Origin of the sequence: Pseudomonas sp. COR18, from assembly GCF_048568395.1 — a bacterium.
Taxonomy (GTDB): domain Bacteria; phylum Pseudomonadota; class Gammaproteobacteria; order Pseudomonadales; family Pseudomonadaceae; genus Aquipseudomonas; species Aquipseudomonas fuscovaginae_B.
The window spans coordinates 4,876,474-4,899,856 of record NZ_CP183808.1 but is presented as its reverse complement, the minus strand read 5'-3'; the positions used below and the strand labels follow the sequence as shown (position 1 = coordinate 4,899,856).

Annotated in this window: 20 protein-coding genes and 1 pseudogene; 18 read left to right on the top strand and 3 right to left on the bottom strand. The window is 61.7% G+C overall.

Annotation, left to right across the window (positions count from 1 at the left end):
- The first annotated feature begins 129 nt into the window (after positions 1–129).
- From aat to infA, 3 genes are all read left to right on the top strand, one after another.
- Positions 130–816, top strand: coding sequence for a leucyl/phenylalanyl-tRNA--protein transferase (gene aat / locus ACM62G_RS22435; protein WP_419735570.1), 687 nt, complete (start codon positions 130–132; stop codon positions 814–816).
- A 122-nt stretch (positions 817–938) separates the two neighbouring features.
- Positions 939–1,646, top strand: a complete 708-nt coding sequence (locus ACM62G_RS22430; RefSeq protein WP_054057258.1) for an arginyltransferase — start codon at positions 939–941, stop codon at positions 1,644–1,646.
- 180 nt (positions 1,647–1,826) lie between these two features.
- Positions 1,827–2,045, top strand: coding sequence for a translation initiation factor IF-1 (gene infA, locus ACM62G_RS22425; RefSeq protein ID WP_002553999.1), 219 nt, complete (start codon positions 1,827–1,829; stop codon positions 2,043–2,045).
- Between the two features lie 263 nt (positions 2,046–2,308).
- Here the strand turns inward: infA and clpA are convergent, their stop codons facing one another.
- Both clpA and clpS read right to left on the bottom strand, forming a co-directional pair.
- Positions 2,309–4,579 carry an ATP-dependent Clp protease ATP-binding subunit ClpA gene (gene clpA, locus ACM62G_RS22420; RefSeq protein WP_419735569.1) on the bottom strand — a complete coding sequence of 757 codons (2,271 nt, stop codon included), beginning with the start codon at positions 4,577–4,579 and terminating at the stop codon, positions 2,309–2,311.
- 28 nt (positions 4,580–4,607) lie between these two features.
- Positions 4,608–4,967, bottom strand: a complete 360-nt coding sequence (clpS, locus tag ACM62G_RS22415) for an ATP-dependent Clp protease adapter ClpS (protein ID WP_017903651.1) — start codon at positions 4,965–4,967, stop codon at positions 4,608–4,610.
- A gap of 226 nt (positions 4,968–5,193) precedes the next feature.
- On the opposite strand from clpS, the gene cspD reads away from it, so the two are divergent.
- Entirely contained in the window at positions 5,194–5,463 is a 270-nt protein-coding gene (gene cspD, locus ACM62G_RS22410) for a cold shock domain-containing protein CspD (RefSeq protein ID WP_054057257.1), read from the top strand.
- Positions 5,464–5,541: 78 nt separating this feature from the next.
- Here the strand turns inward: cspD and icd are convergent, their stop codons facing one another.
- Positions 5,542–6,798 (bottom strand): NADP-dependent isocitrate dehydrogenase, encoded by a 1,257-nt coding sequence (gene icd, locus ACM62G_RS22405; protein ID WP_273823237.1) that lies wholly within the window; start codon positions 6,796–6,798, stop codon positions 5,542–5,544.
- Between the two features lie 504 nt (positions 6,799–7,302).
- Between icd and ACM62G_RS22400 the strand changes: the two genes are divergently transcribed.
- From ACM62G_RS22400 to nuoF, 14 genes and pseudogenes are all read left to right on the top strand, one after another.
- Positions 7,303–9,528, top strand: coding sequence for an NADP-dependent isocitrate dehydrogenase (locus ACM62G_RS22400; protein ID WP_419735568.1), 2,226 nt, complete (start codon positions 7,303–7,305; stop codon positions 9,526–9,528).
- A gap of 175 nt (positions 9,529–9,703) precedes the next feature.
- Positions 9,704–10,150: an NUDIX hydrolase gene (locus ACM62G_RS22395; RefSeq protein WP_419735567.1), complete on the top strand. Its 447-nt coding sequence runs from the start codon at positions 9,704–9,706 to the stop codon at positions 10,148–10,150.
- A gap of 60 nt (positions 10,151–10,210) precedes the next feature.
- Positions 10,211–11,341 (top strand): tRNA 2-thiouridine(34) synthase MnmA, encoded by a 1,131-nt coding sequence (gene mnmA, locus ACM62G_RS22390; RefSeq protein WP_054057235.1) that lies wholly within the window; start codon positions 10,211–10,213, stop codon positions 11,339–11,341.
- Positions 11,338–11,961 (top strand): high frequency lysogenization protein HflD, encoded by a 624-nt coding sequence (hflD, locus tag ACM62G_RS22385; RefSeq protein WP_017903645.1) that lies wholly within the window; start codon positions 11,338–11,340, stop codon positions 11,959–11,961. Before mnmA ends, hflD begins: the two co-directional genes overlap by 4 nt.
- A gap of 114 nt (positions 11,962–12,075) precedes the next feature.
- Complete coding sequence (gene purB / locus ACM62G_RS22380; protein ID WP_419735566.1) at positions 12,076–13,446, top strand: adenylosuccinate lyase; 1,371 nt, start codon at positions 12,076–12,078, stop codon at positions 13,444–13,446.
- An 84-nt stretch (positions 13,447–13,530) separates the two neighbouring features.
- On the top strand, positions 13,531–14,697 hold the full coding sequence (locus tag ACM62G_RS22375; RefSeq protein WP_273823234.1) for a cupin domain-containing protein: 1,167 nt from the start codon (positions 13,531–13,533) through the stop codon (positions 14,695–14,697).
- Positions 14,690–15,114, top strand: a pseudogene (locus ACM62G_RS22370) (GNAT family N-acetyltransferase). Before ACM62G_RS22375 ends, ACM62G_RS22370 begins: the two are co-directional and overlap by 8 nt.
- A gap of 151 nt (positions 15,115–15,265) precedes the next feature.
- The gene (locus ACM62G_RS22365; RefSeq protein WP_054057231.1) at positions 15,266–16,027 is read left to right on the top strand and encodes a secretin N-terminal domain-containing protein; all 762 of its coding nucleotides are present in this window, start codon (positions 15,266–15,268) and stop codon (positions 16,025–16,027) included.
- Positions 16,028–16,544: 517 nt separating this feature from the next.
- Positions 16,545–17,870 carry an isocitrate lyase gene (aceA, locus tag ACM62G_RS22360; protein ID WP_054057256.1) on the top strand — a complete coding sequence of 442 codons (1,326 nt, stop codon included), beginning with the start codon at positions 16,545–16,547 and terminating at the stop codon, positions 17,868–17,870.
- Between the two features lie 632 nt (positions 17,871–18,502).
- Positions 18,503–18,916: an NADH-quinone oxidoreductase subunit A gene (locus tag ACM62G_RS22355; RefSeq protein WP_017903639.1), complete on the top strand. Its 414-nt coding sequence runs from the start codon at positions 18,503–18,505 to the stop codon at positions 18,914–18,916.
- Between the two features lie 10 nt (positions 18,917–18,926).
- Complete coding sequence (locus ACM62G_RS22350; protein WP_026145108.1) at positions 18,927–19,601, top strand: NuoB/complex I 20 kDa subunit family protein; 675 nt, start codon at positions 18,927–18,929, stop codon at positions 19,599–19,601.
- A gap of 73 nt (positions 19,602–19,674) precedes the next feature.
- Positions 19,675–21,456, top strand: a complete 1,782-nt coding sequence (gene nuoC / locus ACM62G_RS22345; RefSeq protein ID WP_054057230.1) for an NADH-quinone oxidoreductase subunit C/D — start codon at positions 19,675–19,677, stop codon at positions 21,454–21,456.
- A gap of 2 nt (positions 21,457–21,458) precedes the next feature.
- Positions 21,459–21,956 carry an NADH-quinone oxidoreductase subunit NuoE gene (gene nuoE / locus ACM62G_RS22340; RefSeq protein ID WP_054057229.1) on the top strand — a complete coding sequence of 166 codons (498 nt, stop codon included), beginning with the start codon at positions 21,459–21,461 and terminating at the stop codon, positions 21,954–21,956.
- The gene (gene nuoF, locus ACM62G_RS22335) at positions 21,953–23,308 is read left to right on the top strand and encodes an NADH-quinone oxidoreductase subunit NuoF (RefSeq protein WP_010444603.1); all 1,356 of its coding nucleotides are present in this window, start codon (positions 21,953–21,955) and stop codon (positions 23,306–23,308) included. The genes nuoE and nuoF overlap by 4 nt, the downstream gene beginning before the upstream one ends.
- The last annotated feature ends 75 nt before the right edge of the window (positions 23,309–23,383 follow it).

Below are 23,383 nucleotides of genomic sequence, written 5' to 3'. Positions count from 1 at the left end.
GCTTACCCGCGAAGCCTTTGGCAATCTTGAGGGCGCTTTCGCGGGCAAGCCCTGCTCCCACAAGGACTGCGGCGCCTGCAACAGTGTGTTTACCCGCCCTCCCCTCTTCCTTTTCAAGCCAAGAACGCCATGCTGACCTGGTTACAACGCGACAACCTGAACTTCCCACCGCTGGCCAAGGCCATGCGCGAACCCAATGGCCTGCTGGCAGCCGGCGGCGATCTGTCCGCCGAACGGCTGATCCAGGCCTACCGCCATGGCTGCTTCCCTTGGTTTTCCGAAGGCCAGCCGATCCTCTGGTGGTCGCCAGACCCGCGCACCGTGCTGTTTCCTGACGAACTGCACGTTTCCCGCAGCCTGGCCAAGCTGCTGCGCCAGCGGCGCTACCAGGTCACCTTCGATCGCGACTTCGCCGCGGTCATCCGCGCCTGCGCGGCACCCCGCGCCTACGCCGACGGCACCTGGATCACCGAAGCGATGCAGGACGCCTACCTGCAACTGCACGAACGCGGGTTTGCCCATTCGGTCGAGGTCTGGGACCAGGGTGAGCTGGTCGGCGGCCTCTATGGCCTGGCGATGGGCCAGCTGTTTTTCGGCGAGTCCATGTTCAGCCGTGCCGACAATGCCTCCAAAGTCGGCTTCGCCACCCTGGTCAGCCACCTCAAGGAGGCGGGTTTCGTGCTCATCGACTGCCAGATGCCGACCCACCATCTGCACAGCTTCGGCGCCCGGGCGATTGCACGCAGCGAATTCGCCCGTTATCTGCAGGAACACCTCGACCAACCCAACAGCGCGTCCTGGCAAGCGCCGCTGTAGAGCCGGCAAACCGGAAAATCACACGACAATCAAGTAACCTTCATACAGCGCCTAGGCGTGTTTTCCCAGGCTGGCTTACACTTGATTCAATGCAATTCAAAGCTTAATCCCGAGGGTTGATCATGACCGAGCTGGCGCGTTTGAAGTTTTATGCCACTCAACCCCACTCTTGCAGCTATCTGCCCGAGGAGCAGGCGACTACGCTGTTCCTCGATCCTAGCCAGCCGATGGACGTGCATGTCTATGCAGATCTGTCGGAAATGGGTTTCCGTCGTAGCGGCGACCACCTCTACCGGCCCCACTGCCAGAACTGCAATGCCTGCGTACCGGCACGCATTCCTGCGGCGCAGTTCCTGCCCAACCGCCAGCAGAAACGCATTCTCAAGCGCAACATGGACCTGGAAGTACGTGCCGCCAAGCCGCAGTTCAGCGAAGAGTACTTCGACCTGTACCGCCGCTACATCGAGCAACGCCATGCCGATGGCGACATGTACCCGCCCAGCCGGGACCAGTTCTCGACCTTCCTGGTGCGCGACCTGCCCTTCTCCCGGTTCTACGAGTTTCGCCTGCAGGGGCGGCTGGTCGGCGTGGCGGTGACCGACCTGCTGCCCAACGGCCTGTCGGCGGTGTACACTTTCTACGAACCGGAGGAAGAACGTCGCAGCCTGGGGCGCTACGCCATTCTCTGGCAGATCGGCGAAACCCTGCGCCTGGGCCTGGATGCGGTCTATCTCGGGTACTGGATCAAGAACTGCAAGAAGATGAACTACAAGACCCAGTACCGGCCAATCGAACTGCTGATCAATCAGCGCTGGGTCACACTCAACTGAGTACATCCCCGGCCAAAACCCCTTCCATTCCAGTGGCAAAGCACGCTGGAATCGGCCGGTTATTTTCGCTCGAAAGCACTAACCTCTTGGCGTGCAGGTGCTTTTTCGGGCACAATGCACGCCGCTTTTGCCTGGCGCAGTTGCACCGGGCCATTCACTGGACACCGAGGGCTTTACTGCATGTCGAAAGAAGACAGCTTCGAAATGGAAGGCACTGTCGTCGACACCCTGCCAAACACCATGTTTCGCGTGGAATTGGAAAATGGGCACGTCGTAACCGCGCATATCTCCGGCAAGATGCGCAAGAACTACATTCGTATTCTTACCGGTGACAAAGTGCGCGTCGAGCTGACGCCCTACGACTTGAGCAAAGGGCGCATCACCTACCGCGCTCGTTAATCAGGTCGATACAAGACGCCCGGCATTGCCGGGCGTTTTTGTTTGCGCGGGTTGGGATAGTGGCCAGCCTTTGAAGGTAATGTCGATGCCACTGACGTCTTCGCGGGCAAGCCCGGCTCCTACAGGAATGTGTCGTACGCGAGCGCGGGCACGACGATGAACCGTAGGAGCCGGGCTTGCCCGCGAAAAGGCCGGCGCAAGCAACACCCGATACAAACAAAAACGCCCGGCTTAGCCGGGCGTGTTTGCATGACAGCCTTGCATCAAGCCATTTCAGCCGTGGTCTCGAAGTCGAAGGTCAGCTCGCCATCCTTGATGTCGATGTGCACCACACCGCCATGCTCGGACAACTCGCCAAACAGGATCTCCTCGGCCAACGGACGCTTGATCTTGTCCTGGATCAGGCGCGCCATCGGACGTGCCCCCATGGCCGAATCGTAACCGCCCTCGGCCAGCCAACTGCGGGCCGCATCGGTGACTTCCAGCTGTACGCGCTTGTCTTCCAGCTGCGCCTGCAGTTCAGTAAGGAACTTGTCCACCACGCTCTTGATGACCTCGTGGCTGAGGCGACCAAACTGGATGATGGTGTCCAGACGGTTGCGGAACTCCGGCGTAAAGCTCTTCTTGATCACTTCCATGGCATCGGACGAATGATCCTGGTGAGTGAAGCCGATCGACGCCCGGGCCGCGGTTTCGGCACCGGCGTTGGTGGTCATGATCAGGATCACGTTGCGGAAGTCGGCCTTGCGCCCGTTGTTATCGGTCAGGGTACCGTGGTCCATGACCTGCAGCAGCAGGTTGAAGACTTCCGGGTGAGCCTTCTCGATCTCGTCGAGCAGCAGCACGCAATGCGGCTGCTTGGTGATGGCCTCGGTCAGCAGGCCACCCTGGTCGAAACCGACATAACCCGGAGGCGCACCGATCAGGCGCGACACGGTATGACGCTCCATGTACTCGGACATGTCGAAACGCACCAGCTCGATGCCCATCGCCTTGGCCAGCTGCCGTGCCGCCTCGGTCTTGCCGACGCCGGTAGGGCCGGCGAACAGGAACGAACCGACCGGCTTGTCCGGCGACTTCAGCCCGGCACGGGACAGCTTGATGGCGGTCGACAGCGAGTCGATGGCCGCATCCTGGCCGAACACGGTGAGCTTGAGGTCGCGCTCGAGGTTGCGCAGCAGTTCCTTGTCGGAACTGGTGACGTGCTTCGGCGGAATCCGCGCGATTTTCGCGACGATATCCTCGACCTGCGGCACATCGATGCGCTTGACGCGCTTGTCCGCCGGCTGCAGACGCTGGAAGGCGCCCGCCTCGTCGATGACGTCGATGGCCTTGTCCGGCATATGCCGGTCATTGATGTAGCGCGCAGCCAGCTCGGCCGCCGCACGCAGCGCCTCTTCGCTGTATTCGATATTGTGGTGCTGCTCGAAACGCCCTTTCAGGCCGCGCAGGATACCGATGGTGTCCTCGACCGAGGGCTCGGTCACATCGACCTTCTGGAAACGCCGTGCCAGCGCACGGTCCTTCTCGAAGATGCCGCGGAATTCCTGGAAGGTGGTCGAGCCGATGCAACGGATATCACCCGAGGACAGCAGCGGCTTGAGCAGGTTCGAGGCATCCATGACGCCGCCGGAAGCGGCACCGGCACCGATGATGGTGTGGATTTCGTCGATGAACAGGATCGCCTGCGGACGCTTTTTCAGCTCGCCGAGCAGCGCCTTGAAGCGCTTCTCGAAGTCGCCGCGGTACTTGGTACCGGCCAGCAGGGCGCCCAGGTCGAGGGAGTAGACCACACTGCTCGCCAGCAGGTCGGGCACCTGGTTGTCGACGATGCGCTTGGCCAGGCCTTCGGCGATCGCGGTCTTGCCGACGCCCGCCTCACCGACCAGCAACGGGTTGTTCTTGCGCCGCCGGGCGAGGATCTGCGCCACGCGCTCGACCTCGTGCTCGCGACCGACCAGTGGATCGATACGCCCCTGGCGCGCCAGCTCGTTGAGGTTGCTGGCATACGCATCCAGTGGGTTGCCTGAAGATGAAGACTCACCGCCCTCTTCGTCCTGCATATCCTGCTCGCTTTCGGAGTGATCGCCATGCCCTGGCACCTTGGAGATGCCATGGGCGATGTAGTTGACGACATCGATACGCGCAACGCTTTGCTGCTTGAGCAGGAACACCGCCTGGCTTTCCTGCTCGCTGAAGATCGCGACGAGCACGTTGGCACCCGTCACCTCACGCTTACCGGAGCTCTGCACATGGAACACGGCCCGCTGCAGGACACGCTGGAAACCCAGGGTCGGCTGGGTCTCGCGATCTTCGTCATGCACGGGGATCAACGGCGTGGTGGAGTCGATGAACTCCTGCAGGTCGTGCTTGAGTTTGTCGAGGTTCGCACCGCAGGCCCGTAGGACGGTAGCGGCTGCCTCGTTATCCAAAAGGGCCAGCAAAAGGTGCTCGACCGTCATGAATTCATGACGCTTCGAACGAGCCTCCTTGAAGGCAAGATTGAGGGTGACTTCGAGCTCGCGGTTTAACATAGTTCACCTCATACCCAACTGGTCGGCGTTAACCGTCCTTCTCGATTTCACAGAGTAGCGGATGCTGGCTTTCCCTGGCGTACTGGTTGACCTGCATGGCCTTTGTCTCGGCGATGTCGCGGGTAAACACTCCACATACTGCCCGTCCTTCCGTGTGAACCGCCAGCATGACCTTGGTGGCCAGCTCGCGATTCAAGTTAAAAAACACCTCGAGCACTTCGACGACGAAATCCATCGGTGTGTAGTCATCATTGAACAACACCACCTTGTACATCGGTGGCGCCTGCAACGCAGGTTTCGCCTCCTGCATGGCAACGCCCGAGCCGTCGTCGTGGAAATCCGGGCGATCCTGATTGAATGTTAGTCGAATCTGGCTGATTGCATGCATGGAAAGAAAGGTTCGTCAGTTGAGCAAATACAGTGATGGGGACAATCCGGCCCATTTCAAGACTGACCGAATGGTCACCTTGACTATCGGCAAATCGGTGTTACAACCAATAGAGACCAGATTGGGTAATAAAGGTCCATATCGTCAACCATTTTTCTGGTTCACGCAGTGAAGGATGAACTGGATGATACTCCAGTGATGGGGTCGTTTGCAGAGGGATATGAGCATGCCGAGCGGTAAGGTCAAGTGGTTCAACAACGCCAAGGGCTATGGTTTCGTCCTGGAAGAAGGCAAGGATGAAGACTTGTTTGCCCACTATTCAGCCATCCAGATGGACGGCTACAAAACCCTCAAGGCTGGCCAGGCCGTAAGCTTTGAGATCATCCAGGGCCCCAAAGGTCTGCATGCGGTCAACATACAGAGCGCTGCCGTAGTGACCCCAACCGATGACAAAGCATTGGTTTCCAAGAGCAAGGCGAACAACGTCAGCGCCTGAGTCATCTCACAGAAACATCCAGCTATAAAAAAGCCCGATTCAAGGATTTGAATCGGGCTTTTTTATCGCCAATCCGTCTTACATGTGCGCGATCAGCGCGTCACCGAAACCGGACGACGAAACCAGCCTGGCCCCCTCCATCAGACGCTCGAAGTCATAGGTCACGGTCTTGGCCCCGATGGCGCCATTGGTACCCTTGATGATCAGGTCGGCGGCCTCGGTCCAGCCCAGGTGACGCAGCATCATTTCCGCCGAGAGGATCAGCGAGCCCGGGTTGACCTGGTCCTTGCCGGCATACTTCGGCGCGGTACCATGGGTGGCCTCGAACATGGCGACGGTGTCGGACAGGTTGGCGCCCGGTGCAATGCCGATACCGCCCACCTCGGCCGCCAGGGCGTCGGACAGGTAGTCACCGTTCAGGTTGAGGGTCGCGATCACGTCATATTCGGCCGGACGCAGCAGGATCTGCTGGAGCATGGCATCGGCGATGGCATCCTTGACCACCACGTTGCGCCCGGTCTTGGGATTCTTGAACTGCATCCACGGGCCACCGTCGAGCAGGGTCGCGCCGAACTCCTCGGCCGCCACCTCATAGGCCCATTCCTTGAAGGCACCTTCGGTGAACTTCATGATGTTGCCCTTGTGGACGATGGTCAGCGACTTGCGATCGTTGTCGACCACATATTGCAGGGCCTTGCGCGCCAGGCGCTTGGTGCCTTCCTTCGACACCGGCTTGACGCCGATACCGCAGTCCTGGTCGAAACGGATCTTGGTCACGCCCATTTCTTCCTTGAGGAACTTGATGACCTTGTTCGCTTCCGGCGAACCGGCCTTCCACTCGATCCCGGCATAGATGTCCTCGGAGTTCTCGCGGAAGATCGTCATGTCGACATCGCCGGGCTTTTTCACCGGGCTCGGCACGCCCTCGAACCAGCGCACCGGGCGCAGGCAGACATACAGGTCGAGTTGCTGGCGCAGGGCCACGTTGAGCGAACGGATACCGCCACCCACCGGCGTGGTCAGCGGACCCTTGATGGAAACCACATAGTCCTTGACCGCGTCCAGGGTTTCCTGGGGCAGCCAGGTGTCCTGGTCATAGACCTGGGTGGCCTTTTCGCCGGCATAGACTTCCATCCATGAGATCTTGCGCTTGCCGCCGTAAGCCTTTTCGACAGCCGCATCGACGACCTTGATCATCACCGGGCTGATGTCGACGCCAATACCGTCACCTTCGATGAAAGGGATGATCGGGTGATCAGGAACATTGAGAGAGTGGTCTGCGTTGACGGTGATTTTGTCACCGACGGCTGGAACCTGAATCTTCTTGTATCCCATGTTGTACTCCATCTATGGATTGAACATCTGGCTGCGTTCGAGCGTACCCCAGTTAAATGTAGACGGAAACCTCGCCCCCACCCATTCCCCTTGAAAAGCGGCAAGTTCGCGGCGTACAAGCTTGAAATCAAAGGGAAAAGCGCCAATCTCCAGCACCAGACGCTCATCGGCGAGGCAACTGCGGGTGCGACCTTTAGACCAATGGACGAAAAGAGTTGGGCATGAACGCTCGGCGTTTTGCCAGCAACCTATGTATACTCGCGCCGCTGACCACAGGGTCACGATGGCCGACGCCTCTGTTACAGGAAATGTAGCCAGGAACTGCCGCCCAGAGCCGGGCTGTTACCGCAGCCCGACCGCTTGACGCTCGACTGATGCACCCAACATCACCGCGAAGAAACTTCGATTTTCGACTCATGGACGACTTTGAACGAACGCGCTTATCCGGCGCACCTCGAGTTAGTTTCTGCGCATGCTTTAGCAAAGAAGAGAGTTAATCCGAATATGCCCACCCGCTCGAAGATCATCTACACCTTTACCGACGAAGCTCCCGCCCTCGCCACCTATTCACTGTTGCCTATCGTAGAGGCCTTCACCGCTTCGGCTGATATCGCCGTGGAAACCCGCGACATCTCCCTGGCCGGACGCATTCTCGCCAGCTTCCCCGAGCAGCTGGGCGCCAAAGCAGTGCCGGACCACCTCGCCGAACTCGGCGAACTGGCCATCACCCCTGAAGCCAACATCATCAAGCTGCCGAACATCAGCGCCTCGGTACCGCAGCTGCAGGCCGCGATCAAGGAATTGCAGGCCCAGGGCTTCAACATTCCGGACTACCCGGAAACCGTGACCAACGATGCCGAGAAAGACGCTCGCGCCCGTTACGACAAGGTCAAGGGCAGCGCCGTGAACCCGGTTCTGCGCGAAGGCAACTCCGACCGCCGCGCACCGCTGTCGGTCAAGAACTACGCCCGCAAGCACCCGCACAAGATGGGCGCCTGGGCTGCCGACTCCAAGTCCCACGTTGCCCACATGAACAGCGGTGACTTCTACGGCAGCGAGAAGGCGGCACTGATCGAAGCCGCAGGCAGCGTCAAGATCGAGCTGATCGCCCAGGACGGCAGCACCAGCGTCCTGAAAGAGAAGACCAGCGTCCAGGCCGGCGAGATCCTCGACTGCGCCGTGATGAGCAAGAACGCCCTGCGCAGCTTCATCGCCGCTGAAATCGAAGCCGCCAAGAACGAAGGCGTGCTGCTGTCGGTTCACCTGAAGGCGACCATGATGAAGGTCTCCGACCCGATCATGTTCGGCCAGATCGTTGCCGAGTACTACAAGGACGCCCTGGCCAAGAACGCCGAAGTCCTGGAGCAGATCGGCTTCAACCTGAACAACGGTATCGGCGACCTGTACGCCCGTATCAAGACCCTGCCAGCCGAGCAGCAGGCCCAGATCGAAGCGGACATCCAGGCGGTCTACGCCGTTCGCCCAGCCCTGGCCATGGTCAACTCCGACAAGGGCATCACCAACCTGCACGTGCCGAGCGACGTCATCGTCGACGCCTCGATGCCAGCCATGATCCGTGACTCCGGCAAGATGTGGGGCACCGACGGCCAGTTGCACGACACCAAGGCCGTGATCCCGGATCGCTGCTACGCCACCATCTACCAGGCGGTGATCGAGGACTGCAAGGCCAACGGCGCCTTCGACCCGACCACCATGGGCAGCGTGCCGAACGTCGGCCTGATGGCGAAGAAGGCCGAAGAATACGGCTCCCACGACAAGACCTTCCAGATCAAGGCCAACGGCGTGGTCCGCGTGACCGACAGCACCGGTCGCACCCTGCTGGAACAGAACGTCGAAGCCGGCGACATCTTCCGCATGTGCCAGACCAAGGACGCGCCGATCCAGGACTGGGTCAAACTGGCCGTCAACCGTGCCCGCGCCAGCAGCACCCCGGCGATCTTCTGGCTCGACCCGCTGCGTGCCCACGACGGCGTGGTGATCGAGAAGGTCCAGGCCTACCTGAAAGACCACGACACCACTGGCCTGGACATCCAGATCATGTCGCCGGTCGACGCGATGAAGGCCACCCTGGCCCGCACCCGCGCCGGCAAGGACACCATCTCGGTGACCGGCAACGTGCTGCGTGACTACCTGACCGACCTGTTCCCGATCATGGAACTGGGCACCAGCGCCAAGATGCTGTCGATCGTCCCGCTGATGAATGGCGGCGGCCTGTTCGAAACCGGTGCCGGCGGTTCGGCGCCGAAGCACGTGCAGCAACTGCTGGAAGAAAACTTCCTGCGCTGGGACTCCCTGGGTGAGTTCCTGGCCCTGGCCGCTTCCCTGGAGCACCTGGGCGTGAACTACAACAACCCGAAAGCGCTGGTACTGTCCAAGACCCTGGACCAGGCCACCGGCCAGTTCCTCGACAACAACAAGTCGCCATCGCGTAAAGTCGGCAACATCGACAACCGCGGCAGCCACTTCTACCTGGCGCTGTACTGGGCTCAGGCCCTGGCTGCCCAGACCGAGGACGCTGCACTGCAGGCCCAGTTCGCGCCTCTGGCGAAAACCCTGAGCGAGAACGAGGCAAAAATCGTTGCCGAGCTCAACGCCGTACAGGGCAAGCCAGTCGACATCGGCGGTTACTACCACGCCAGCGCCGAACTGATCAGCCAGGCCATGCGCCCGAGCGCCACCCTGAACGCGGCGATCGCGGCACTGGTGTAAGCTCTCACGCAAGATCACAAACCCCGGCCCCGTGCCGGGGTTTGTGTTTACCGCCCTGTAGGAGCGTGGCTTGCCCGCGAAGGCGGTCTCAAGGCCGCTAAAAGCTTCGCGGGCAAGCCACGCTCCTACAGGGGGCCGTGCAGCCCTTATAGATAGGCGAGGAGGAACCGATCTTATGGAATGGCAACCCCACATCACCGTCGCCACCGTCATCGAGGACCAGGGCCGCTTCCTGTTCGTCGAGGAACGGCAGGACGGCCAGGTCGTCTTCAACCAGCCGGCCGGCCACCTCGATCCGAACGAAAGCCTGATCGAAGCCGCCCTGCGCGAAACCCTGGAGGAAACCGGCTGGGACGTCGAGCTCAGCGGCGTGATCGGCCTCTATCTGTACACCGCGCCGAGCAACGGCGTGACCTACCAGCGCGTGTGCTTCGCCGGCAAACCGCTGCGCCAGCGGCCCGACTATCAGTTGGACCACGGTATCATCGGTCCGCGCTGGCTGACTCGCGAAGAGTTGCTGGCCCTGCGCCCGCAGTGGCGCAGCGAGCTGATCATCCGTTGTGTCGACGATTATCTCGCCGGCCCATTGCACAGTCTCGAACTGATCCGCCCTTCTCTTTAGCCTTGAAGGCCAGGGCCTGTTAGAATCGCGTCCTTTTTCGAAGACACTCATTGAATCCCTATGCGTGATCCTGCTGCCACCGCCCCAGAAAACCTGCGCGTCATCGTCGGCATGTCCGGCGGCGTGGACTCTTCCGTTTCCGCCGTACTGCTCATGGAGCAGGGTTACCAGGTGGAAGGCCTGTTCATGAAGAACTGGGAGGAGGACGACGGTACGGAGTACTGCACCGCCATGGACGACCTGGCGGACGCCCAGGCCGTGTGCGACAAGATCGGTATCAAGCTGCACACCGCCAACTTTGCCGCCGAATACTGGGACAACGTGTTCGAACATTTTCTGGCCGAGTACAAGGCCGGGCGTACGCCGAACCCGGACATCCTCTGCAACCGCGAAATCAAGTTCAAGGCGTTCCTCGACTACGCCCTGAGCCTGGGCGCCGACCTGATCGCCACCGGCCACTACGTGCGCCGCCGCGATATCGACGGCCGCACCGAGCTGCTCAAGGGCCTGGACCCGAACAAGGACCAGAGCTACTTCCTGCACGCCGTCGGCGGCGAACAGATCGCCAAGACCCTGTTCCCGGTCGGCGAGCTGGAAAAACCGGCCGTGCGCGCCATCGCCGAAAAACACGGCCTGGCCACCGCGAAGAAAAAGGACTCCACCGGTATCTGCTTCATCGGCGAACGGCGCTTCAGCGACTTCCTCAAGCAGTACCTGCCGGCCCAGCCCGGCGAGATCAAGACCACCGACGGTGAAGTGATCGGCCGCCACCACGGCCTGATGTACCACACCATAGGCCAGCGCCAGGGCCTGGGCATCGGCGGCCTGAAGGACGCAGGCGACGAGCCGTGGTACGTGCTGCGCAAGGACCTGGAACACAACGAACTGATCGTCGGCCAGGGCAACGAACACCCGTGGCTGTTCTCCGGCGCCCTGCTCGCCTCGGAAATCTACTGGGTCAACCCGATCGACCTGAGCAGCCCGCGCAAGCTGACGGCGAAAGTCCGCTATCGCCAGGGCGACCAGCATTGCACCCTGCAAAAGACTGCCGACGGCTATCGTGCGGTGTTCGACGAGCCTCAGCGCGCGGTCACTCCCGGCCAGTCCGTGGTGTTCTACGATGGCGAAGTCTGCCTCGGCGGCGGCGTCATCGAAGTGGCCGAACCGTCGGCTGACGGAGCACGCCCATGAGCCCGATCCAGGAGCAGTTGACCGCCCTGGGCGGCGTGTTTCTCGCGGCGGTGCTGGTGGACCGGATCGCCAAGACCGGCCAGTCCAGCGAAGCCGGCGTCAGTTGCATGCTCGGCAGCCTGCTGATTCGCGACCCCAAGGACACCCTGGAGGTCTACGGCGGCGACGACATCAACCTGCGCGACGGCTATCGCGCCCTGATCGGCGCCCTCGAACGCGACCCGAGCGCCCTGCAACGCGAGCCGCTGCGCTACGCTCTGTCGATGCTCGGCCTGGAGCGCCAGCTGGCCAAGCGCGAGGACATGCTGGAAACCATCGGCAAGCGCCTGCCGCAGATCCAGTCCCAGGTCGAACACTTCGGCCCGGCCCACGAAAACGTGGTGGCGGCCTGTGGCGCACTGTACCAGGACACCCTCAGCACACTGCGCCAACGCATCCAGGTGCATGGCGACATGCGCAACCTGCAACAGCCGAGCAATGCCTCGAAAATCCGTGCCCTGCTGCTGGCCGGTATCCGTTCGGCCCGCCTCTGGCGCCAACTGGGCGGCCATCGCTGGCAGCTGGTGATCAGCCGCCGCAAGCTGCTCAAGGAACTCTATCCGTTGATGCGTAGCGCCTGAGGCCATCGACGGAGCTTAAAAGCGCGATACGCCGGTCAGTTCGCAACGGACCGGCGGATTTTTTCATGTATGATACGCGCCCCATTTCGTTGCCTGACTGTCCGAGAACACCCCATGCAGCTCTCTTCGCTCACTGCGGTTTCCCCTGTTGACGGCCGCTACGCCGGCAAAACCCAGGCCCTGCGCCCTATTTTCAGTGAGTACGGCCTGATCCGTGCCCGCGCCCTGGTGGAAGTCCGCTGGCTCCAGCGCCTGGCCGCCCACCCGGCCATCACCGAAGTCCCGGCGTTCTCCGCCGAAGCCAACGCCGTGCTCGACACCCTGGCCGAAAACTTCGCCCTGGAGCACGCCGAGCGCGTCAAAGAGATCGAGCGCACCACCAACCACGACGTCAAGGCCATCGAGTACCTGCTCAAGGAGCAGGCCGCCAAGCTGCCTGAACTGGCCGCCGTCAGCGAATTCATCCACTTCGCCTGCACCAGCGAGGACATCAACAACCTGTCCCACGCCCTGATGCTGCGCGAAGGCCGCGACGACGTGCTGCTGCCGCTGATGCGCCAGATCGCCGAAGCCATCCGTGAGCTGGCCCGCCGCTTCGCCGCCGTGCCGATGCTGTCGCGCACCCACGGCCAGCCCGCTTCGCCGACCACCCTGGGCAAGGAACTGGCGAACGTCGTCTACCGCCTGGAGCGCCAGATCGCCCAGGTGGCCGCCGTGCCACTGCTGGGCAAGATCAACGGCGCCGTGGGCAACTACAACGCCCACCTGTCGGCCTACCCGCAAGTCGACTGGGAAGCCAACGCCCGCGCCTTCATCGAGGACGAACTTGGCCTGGTGTTCAACCCCTACACCACGCAGATCGAACCGCACGACTACATCGCCGAGCTGTTCGACGCGATCGCCCGCTTCAACACCATCCTGATCGACTTCGACCGCGACATCTGGGGCTACATCTCCCTGGGTTACTTCAAGCAGAAGACCATCGCCGGCGAAATCGGCTCCTCGACCATGCCGCACAAGGTCAACCCGATCGACTTCGAAAACTCCGAAGGCAACCTGGGTATCGCCAACGCTCTGTTCCAGCACCTGGCCAGCAAGCTGCCGATCTCCCGCTGGCAGCGGGACCTGACCGACTCCACCGTACTGCGCAACCTCGGTGTCGGCTTTGCCCACAGCGTGATCGCCTACGAAGCCAGCCTCAAGGGCATCGGCAAGCTGGAGATCAACGAGCAGAAGATCGCCGCCGACCTGGACGCCTGCTGGGAAGTCCTGGCCGAGCCGATCCAGACCGTGATGCGTCGCTACAACATCGAAAACCCGTACGAAAAGCTGAAAGAACTGACCCGTGGCAAAGGCATCAGCCCTGAAGCCCTGCAGACTTTCATCGACGGCCTCGACATGCCTGCCGACGCCAAGGCCGAGCTGAAACAACTGACCCCGGCCAACTACATCGGCAACGCCGTGGCCCAGGCCCAGCGTATCTGATCGTACGGCACCCGCTCTGAACGCCCGGCTGAGCCGGGCGTTTTTATTCCAGTCTGAAAAATACGATTTTTCAATAGGTTACACATGAATCCTGATACTCCTCTGCAACTTCTGGGCGGGCTCACCGCCCGGGAATTCCTGCGCGACTACTGGCAAAAGAAACCGCTGCTGATTCGCCAGGCGATTCCCGACTTCGAAAGCCCGATCGACGCTGACGAACTGGCCGGCCTGGCCCTGGAAGAAGAAGTCGAATCGCGCGTGATCATCGAGCATGGCGAACGTCCGTGGGAACTGCGCCGCGGTCCGTTTTCCGAGGACGCCTTCAGCCAGTTGCCGGAACGTGAGTGGACCCTGCTGGTGCAGGCGGTCGACCAGTTCGTCCCGGAAGTCGCCGAGCTGCTGGAGCATTTCCGCTTCCTGCCGAGCTGGCGGATCGACGATGTGATGATCAGCTTCGCCGCCCCGGGTGGCAGCGTCGGCCCGCACTTCGACAACTACGACGTGTTCCTGCTGCAGGGCAAGGGCAAGCGCCACTGGAAGATCGGCCAGATGTGCGATTCCGAAAGCACCCTGCTGGAGCACGCCGACCTGCGCATCCTCGCCGACTTCGAGGAAACCGAGGGTTGGGTGCTGGAACCGGGCGACATGCTCTATCTGCCACCACGCCTGGCCCACTGCGGCGTCGCCGTGGACGACTGCATGACCTACTCGGTGGGTTTCCGCGCCCCGAGCGCCGCTGAAGTGCTGACCCACTTCACCGACTTCCTCAGCCAGTTCCTGCCGGACGAAGAGCGCTACACCGATGCCGACGCCCAGCCGGCAGTCGACCCGCACCAGATTCAGCACGACGCCCTCGACCGCCTCAAGAGCCTGCTGGCCGAGCACATGAGCGACGAGCGCCTGCTGCTGACCTGGTTCGGCCAGTTCATGACCGAGCCACGCTACCCGGAACTGGTGGTCGGCCCGGAACTGGAAGAAGAAGACCTGCTCGCCGGCCTGGAGCACGGTGCCATACTGATTCGTAACCCGAGTGCACGCCTGGCCTGGTCGGAAGTCGACGACGACCTGCTGCTGTTCGCCAGCGGCCAGAGCCGTTACCTGCCAGGCAAGCTGCGCGAGCTGCTGAAGATGATCTGTGCAGCCGAAGCCCTGCACATCGACAACCTCGGCCCATGGCTGGCGGACGAGGATGGACGCAGCCTGCTGTGCGAGCTGGTCAAACAAGGAAGCGTGGGATTTGCCGATGAATAGAATTCACGTACGTGTCGCGGACTGGCAAAAGGATAACGCCGAGATTCGGCGCATTCGTGAGTCGGTGTTCATTGCCGAACAAGCTGTACCCCGGAGCTGGAGTGGGACGCGGAGGACGCCGCAGCGGTGCATTTCCTCGCCTACGAAGGCGACTTCCCGATCGGCACCGCCCGCCTGCTCCCAGACGGGCAGATCGGCCGCGTCTCGGTGCTGCGCGACTGGCGCGGCCTGAAGGTCGGCGACGCGCTGCTGCAGGCAGTGATCGGCGAAGCGGAGAAGCGTGGCCTCAAGCAGCAGATGCTCAGCGCCCAGGTGCAGGCCACGGCGTTCTACGAACGCCATGGCTTCAGCATCGTCAGCGAGGAGTTTCTCGAAGCCGGGATTCCCCACGTCGACATGGTTCGCGGCGCGGCCTGACGCCCTGCAGTTGCGGAACCGGTAAAAACGCCCCGTCATCGGGGCGTTTTGCTGTGCGCCATTCAATTTGCCGCCTGCCGCGCCGAGAAACTGTCAAACTCAATGCATCACACTCATGTGCATTGCCCAGTCAAACGCGGAGATAACGGACATGTCCCTACGCACCCTCTTCACCGGCCTGCTGCTGGCCTGCACCTTCAGCGCCCAGGCGGCCACCGAGCTGATCCCCCTGAACTACCGCACCAGCAGTGACCTGCTGCCGGTCGCGCAGAACTTCCTCGGCCAGGACGGCAAGGTCAGCGCCTACCAGAACCAGCTGATCGTCAACGCCGAACCGCGCAAGATCGGCGAACTGCGCGAATTCATCGGGCAACTGGACAAACCGGCCCGGCGCCTGCTGATCAGCGTCGACACCAGCGAAAACAACGACCAGGGTACCCAGGGCTACTCGATCAACGGCCAGGGCCAGACCCGCATCATCAGCCGCAGCACCGACAGCCGCGACGGTGGCATCCAGCAGATCCAGGCCAGCGAAGGCACCCCGGCACTGATCCAGGTCGGCCAGAGCGTGCCGCTGACCAGCAGCACCGGCCAACTCGACATCTACGGCCGCCCGCAAACCCAGACCCAGTATCGCAACGTCACCCAGGGGTTCTACGTCACCGCCAGCGTCACCGGAAACATCGTTCACCTGGCCATCAGTACCAATCGTGACCGGATGAGCCAGGAGCGTCAGGATGTAGTGAACGTACAAAGTACCGACACAACGGTCAGCGGACCACTCGGCGAATGGATCACCCTGGCCGGCGTCAACGGCCAGAGCCAGGCCGACCGCCAGGCTCTAACCCGCAGCTACTCTACCTCGAACCGTAACGACATGACTTTGCGGGTGAAAGTCGACAGCCTGGACTGAAGCACCGAAAACTGACTGTCCAGTCGTATTAGACCAAAGATGTAGTGCTTTGAAAAAAGCACTACAAAACGTTTGACGCGCCCAAAAACCGAAGGCATGATGGCCTCGCTCCCGCTAATCAGGGGCCCTGGCAAGGGCCTTCGGATCGCCGCTCTAACTCACCCACCTGAGCCGATTCGTGTCTGTACCGCCCACAAGGCGCGTTTGACGAGATTGCGACTGGAACGAAGTTGTCCCGAGGGACGGAAGCGTAATCAGGTAGAACGGCAATACCCGCAAAGCCAGCATGAGGCCCACGACGCCCCGCTGCGCCCCAAGGATCGCCCTCGCCCGCTCGTCTCCCCCTTGAGCCCATCGTTCACCCGTCGCATTTCCCGCCAGACCCGACTCGACCGCCTGAGCTTCTGGTCGGCGCGCAGCCTCTGCTCAAGCCTTTTCAGGTGCGGGCACGCGGTGGAGCAAGGAACTTTCCACAAAAGATCGACTTTTGATAGAAGACGCGACGAGGTTTATGTCCATGGCACTGACACGCGAACAGCAAATTGCAGCCCTTGAAAAAGACTGGGCTGAAAACCCGCGCTGGAAAGGCGTGACTCGCACCTACACCGCCGCTGACGTGGTTCGTCTGCGTGGCTCGATCCAGCCTGAGCACACCCTGGCCCGCCTGGGTGCCGAGAAGCTCTGGAAGCTGGTCACCCAGGGTGCCAAGCCATCCTTCCGTCCGGATAAGGATTTCGTCAACTGCATGGGCGCCCTGACCGGCGGCCAGGCCGTGCAACAGGTCAAGGCCGGTATCCAGGCGATCTACCTGTCGGGCTGGCAAGTGGCTGCGGACAACAACTCCGCCGAATCCATGTACCCCGACCAGTCGCTGTACCCGGTCGACTCGGTACCGACCGTGGTCAAGCGCATCAACAACTCGTTCCGCCGCGCCGACCAGATCCAATGGAAATCCGGCAAGAACCCGGGTGACGAAGGCTACATCGACTACTTCGCCCCGATCGTGGCCGACGCCGAAGCCGGTTTCGGCGGCGTACTGAACGCCTACGAGCTGATGAAGAGCATGATCGAGGCGGGCGCCGCCGGCGTGCACTTCGAAGACCAGCTGGCTTCGGTGAAAAAATGCGGCCACATGGGTGGCAAGGTGCTGGTACCGACCCAGGAAGCCGTACAGAAGCTGGTCGCTGCGCGCCTGGCAGCCGACGTCGCCGGCGTACCGACCATCATCCTGGCCCGTACCGACGCGAACGCCGCTGACCTGCTGACCTCCGACTGCGACCCTTACGACCAGCCGTTCGTCACCGGTACCCGCACCCAGGAAGGTTTCTACAAGGTCCGCGCCGGCCTCGACCAGGCCATCGCCCGCGGCCTGGCCTACGCACCGTATGCCGACCTGATCTGGTGCGAAACCGCCAAGCCGGACCTGGACGAAGCGCGCCGCTTCGCCGAAGCGATCAAGAAGGAATACCCGGACCAGATCCTGTCCTACAACTGCTCGCCTTCCTTCAACTGGAAGAAGAACCTGGACGACGCGACCATCGCCAAGTTCCAGCGCGAGCTGTCGGCCATGGGCTACAAGCACCAGTTCATCACCCTGGCCGGCATCCACAACATGTGGCACGGCATGTTCAACCTGGCGCACGACTACGCCCGCAACGACATGACCGCCTACGTGAAGCTGCAGGAGCAGGAATTCGCCGATGCCGCCAAGGGCTACACCTTCGTGGCGCACCAGCAGGAAGTCGGCACCGGCTACTTCGACGACATGACCACCGTGATCCAGGGCGGTACCTCCTCGGTGACCGCGCTGACCGGCTCGACCGAAGAAGAGCAGTTCCACTGAGTCGACCGAGCAAGCGGCCATTCCAGACCGTGTAAGACCTAACTGGAATGCCTGACAGACTGATGCCCCGACTGGTTCGGGGCATTTTTTTGCCTGTATCCTGCGCAGGGCCGGCGCCCCCTTTCGCGGGCAAGCCCGGCTCCTACAGAAGCAGGATCGGCGCACACAAACCTGCAGGAGCAGGGCCTGCCCGCGAAGGGGCCGGCCCGACCGCCACAACGCCCAAACATTGACCTGGCGCAGCCTTCGATCACGACAAATCGATTAAAACGTCCCCCCTTCCCGCAACTTTCAACTAGTCTCCCTATATGGCAACTAGAAACAGCCGCATTCACGAGAGCTGTTACAGTGAAAGATAAATAATATTGATTATCATTTAGAAATAGCTTTATTCGTTGCAGCCTGGATAAAACATAATTAACAAAAACCCGGCTAATGCCCGCAGTACAGGCCCTGCAGGCCCTCCAGAGGTCCCTATGTCCTTATTCCACTAAATAATTTCGCTATAGAAAATTTACTTGCCAGGTGTTTACCCATAAAATCACCCGGATTGATGGCGCTGCGACATATCGTCACTGCCTTGTTACTTTTTCAAGCTCAGAGAACCTTGCTCTCTGTTAAGGATTACCCGCATGACCGAAGCGACCGGACTCATGGCCCACAACTGGGGCTTTGCCATTTTCCTGCTCGGCGTCGTCGGCCTCTGTGCCTTCATGCTCGGTCTTTCCAGCCTCCTCGGGTCAAAAGCCTGGGGACGCAGCAAGAACGAACCGTTCGAATCCGGCATGCTGCCCACCGGCAGCGCCCGCCTGCGGCTCTCCGCCAAATTCTATCTGGTCGCGATGCTGTTCGTGATCTTCGATATCGAAGCCCTCTTTCTCTTTGCATGGTCTGTGTCGGTACGCGAAAGCGGCTGGACCGGATTCGTCGAAGCACTCGTTTTCATAGCAATTCTGTTGGCAGGTCTTGTTTACCTTTACCGAGTGGGGGCGCTGGATTGGGCTCCACAAGCTCGTCATAAGAGGCAAGCGAAGCTGAAACAATGAGGCTTTGGCAATGCAATACAATCTCACCAGAATCGACCCGGACGCTCCTAACGAGCAATATCCGATCGGCCAACGGGAAACCGTTGCCGATCCGTTAGAGGATCAAGTCCACAAGAACATTTTCATGGGCAAGCTGGAAGACGTGCTGAGTGGCGCGGTCAACTGGGGGCGCAAGAACTCCCTGTGGCCGTACAACTTCGGTCTGTCCTGCTGCTACGTGGAGATGACCACCGCCTTCACGGCACCCCACGACATCGCACGCTTCGGCGCCGAAGTTATCCGGGCATCACCACGCCAGGCCGACTTCATGGTTGTGGCCGGCACCTGCTTCGTCAAGATGGCGCCGATCATCCAGCGCCTGTACGAACAGATGCTCGAACCGAAATGGGTGATTTCCATGGGTTCGTGTGCCAACTCCGGCGGCATGTACGACATCTACTCCGTCGTTCAGGGGGTGGACAAGTTCCTGCCCGTGGACGTCTACGTGCCAGGCTGCCCGCCCCGCCCCGAGGCTTTCCTGCAAGGCTTGATGCTCTTGCAAGAGTCGATTGGCCAGGAGCGTCGCCCACTTTCCTGGGTCGTCGGTGATCAAGGCATTTACCGTGCCGAGATGCCGTCGCAAAAGGAACAGCGCCGCGAACAGCGTATCCAGGTGACCAACCTGCGCAGCCCCGACGAAGTCTGATCCAGTTCTGCTTCTTCCAAAGAAACGTGTACCTGGCTTCATTCTTTACGTTGACCGAAAGCGATAAAAAACCATGACTACAGGCAGTGCTCTGTACATCCCGCCTTACAAGGCTGACGACCAGGATGTGGTCGTCGAACTGAACAACCGTTTTGGCGCCGAGGCCTTCACCGCCCAGGCCACCCGCACCGGCATGCCGGTGCTGTGGGTGAGCCGCGCCCAACTCGTCGAAGTCCTGACCTTCCTGCGCAACCTGCCCAAGCCGTACGTCATGCTCTATGACCTGCACGGCGTGGACGAGCGTCTGCGCACCAAGCGCCAGGGCCTGCCGGCCGCCGATTTCAGCGTCTTCTATCATCTGCTCTCGATCGAGCGTAATAGTGACGTAATGATCAAGGTCGCCTTGTCCGAAAGCGACCTCAGCCTGCCCAGCGTCACCAGCATCTGGCCGAACGCCAACTGGAACGAACGCGAAGTCTGGGACATGTTCGGCATCGACTTCAAAGGCCACCCGCACCTGTCGCGCATCATGATGCCGCCGACCTGGGAAGGCCACCCGCTGCGCAAGGACTACCCTGCCCGCGCCACCGAGTTCGATCCCTACAGCCTGACCCTGGCCAAGCAGCAACTGGAAGAGGAAGCCGCGCGCTTCAATCCGGAAGACTGGGGCATGAAGCGGTCCGGTCCGAACGAGGACTACATGTTCCTCAACCTCGGCCCGAACCACCCTTCGGCCCACGGTGCCTTCCGTATCGTCCTGCAACTGGACGGTGAAGAGATCGTCGACTGCGTACCGGACATCGGCTACCACCACCGTGGTGCCGAGAAGATGGCCGAGCGTCAGTCCTGGCACAGCTTCATCCCCTACACCGACCGTATCGACTACCTCGGCGGGGTGATGAACAACCTGCCGTACGTGCTCTCGGTGGAAAAACTGGCCGGCATCAAGGTGCCGGACCGGGTCGACACCATCCGCATCATGATGGCCGAGTTCTTCCGGATCACCAGCCACCTGCTGTTCCTGGGTACCTACATCCAGGACGTCGGTGCGATGACTCCGGTGTTCTTCACCTTCACCGACCGCCAGCGCGCCTACAAGGTGATCGAGGCCATCACCGGCTTCCGTCTGCACCCGGCCTGGTACCGCATCGGTGGTGTCGCCCACGACCTGCCTCGGGGCTGGGACAAGCTGGTCAAGGAATTCGTCGAATGGCTGCCCAAGCGCCTGGACGAGTACACCAAGGCCGCCCTGCAGAACAGTATTCTCAAGGGTCGTACCATCGGCGTGGCCCAGTACAACACCAAGGAAGCCCTGGAGTGGGGCGTCACCGGTGCCGGCCTGCGTTCCACCGGTTGCGATTTCGACCTGCGCAAGGCGCGTCCGTACTCCGGCTACCAGAACTTCGACTTCGAAGTACCGCTGGCGGCCAACGGTGATGCCTACGACCGCTGCATGGTCCGCGTCGAGGAGATGCGCCAGAGCGTGCGGATCATCGACCAGTGCCTGCGCAACATGCCGGAAGGCCCGTACAAGGCGGATCACCCGCTGACCACGCCGCCGCCGAAAGAACGCACGCTGCAGCACATCGAAACCCTGATCACGCACTTCCTGCAGGTTTCGTGGGGCCCGGTCATGCCGGCCAACGAATCCTTCCAGATGATCGAGGCGACCAAGGGCATCAACAGTTATTACCTGACGAGCGATGGCGGCACCATGAGCTACCGCACCCGGATTCGTACGCCAAGCTATCCGCACCTGCAGCAGATCCCATCGGTGATCCGCGGCAGCATGGTCGCGGACCTGATCGCGTACCTGGGTAGTATCGACTTCGTTATGGCCGACGTGGACCGCTAAGCATGAACAGCACGCTCATCCAGACAGACCGTTTCGCCCTCAGCGAAACCGAGCGCTCGGCCATCGAGCACGAGATGCATCACTACGAGGACCCGCGCGCGGCGTCCATCGAAGCCCTGAAGATCGTCCAGAAGGAACGTGGCTGGGTGCCTGACGGCGCGGTCTACGCCATCGGCGAGATCCTCGGTATCCCGGCCAGCGACGTCGAAGGCGTCGCGACCTTCTACAGCCAGATCTTCCGCCAGCCGGTCGGTCGCCACGTCATTCGCGTCTGCGACAGCATGGTCTGCTATATCGGCGGCCACGAGTCGGTGGTCAGCGAAATCCAGAACAAGCTGGGCATCGGCCTCGGTCAGACCACCGCCGACGGCCGCTTCACCCTGCTGCCGGTGTGCTGCCTGGGCAACTGCGACAAGGCCCCGGCCCTGATGATCGACGACGACACCTTCGGCGACGTAACCGCCGCCGGCGTCGACAAACTGCTGGAGGGCTACGTATGACCCTGACTTCCTTCGGCCCTGCCAACCGCATCGCGCGCACGGCAGAAACCCACCCGCTGACCTGGCGCCTGCGTGACGATGCCGAGCCGGTATGGCTCGACGAGTACCAGGCCAAGAACGGCTACGCCGCCGCGCGCAAGGCCTTCGCCGACATGGCCGCCGACGATATCGTCCAGACCGTGAAGGACTCCGGCCTCAAGGGCCGCGGCGGTGCGGGCTTCCCCACCGGGGTCAAGTGGGGCCTGATGCCCAAAGACGAATCCATGAACATCCGCTACCTGCTGTGCAACGCGGATGAAATGGAGCCCAACACCTGGAAGGACCGCATGCTGATGGAGCAACTGCCCCATCAACTGATCGAAGGCATGCTGATCAGCGCCCGTGCGCTGAAGACCTACCGTGGCTACATCTTCCTGCGCGGCGAGTACGTCACCGCCGCCCGGCACCTCAACCGTGCCGTGGAAGAAGCCAAGGCTGCGGGCCTGCTGGGCAAGAACATCCTCGGCAGCGGCTTCGACTTCGAGCTGTTCGTCCACACCGGTGCCGGGCGCTACATCTGCGGTGAAGAAACCGCACTGATCAACTCCCTCGAAGGCCGCCGTGCCAACCCGCGCTCCAAGCCGCCCTTCCCTGCCGCCGTTGGCGTCTGGGGCAAGCCGACCTGCGTGAACAACGTCGAGACGCTGTGCAACGTGCCGGCGATCATCGGCAACGGCGTCGACTGGTACAAGTCCCTCGCCCGCGAAGGCAGCGAGGACCACGGCACCAAGCTGATGGGCTTCTCCGGCAAGGTGAAGAACCCGGGCCTGTGGGAATTGCCGTTCGGCGTGACCGCCCGCGAGCTGTTCGAAGACTACGCCGGTGGCATGCGCGACGGCTTCAAGCTCAAGTGCTGGCAGCCTGGCGGCGCCGGTACCGGCTTCCTGCTGCCCGAGCATCTGGATGCCCAGATGTACGCCGGCGGCATCGCCAAGGTCGGCACCCGGATGGGTACCGGCCTGGCCATGGCGGTCGACGACAGCATCAACATGGTTTCGCTGCTGCGCAACATGGAAGAGTTCTTCGCCCGTGAGTCGTGCGGTTTCTGCACCCCTTGCCGCGATGGCCTGCCGTGGAGCGTCAAGCTGCTGCGCGCCTTGGAGAAAGGCCAGGGCCAGGCCGGCGACATCGAGACCCTGCTGGGTCTGGTCGGCTTCCTCGGCCCGGGCAAGACCTTCTGTGCCCACGCACCGGGCGCCGTGGAGCCATTGGGCAGCGCAATCAAGTATTTCCGTCCGGAGTTCGAGGCCGGCATCGCCCCCGCTGGGGCTGCCGTCCCGCCTTTGGCACGGCCGATCGTAGTCGGCGCATAACACGTATCGAAGGGGGGCGGTGCATGCCGCCCTCTTCCTCGTCTGCAGCCGCGCCTAGACGCGCCAGGCGAGTAC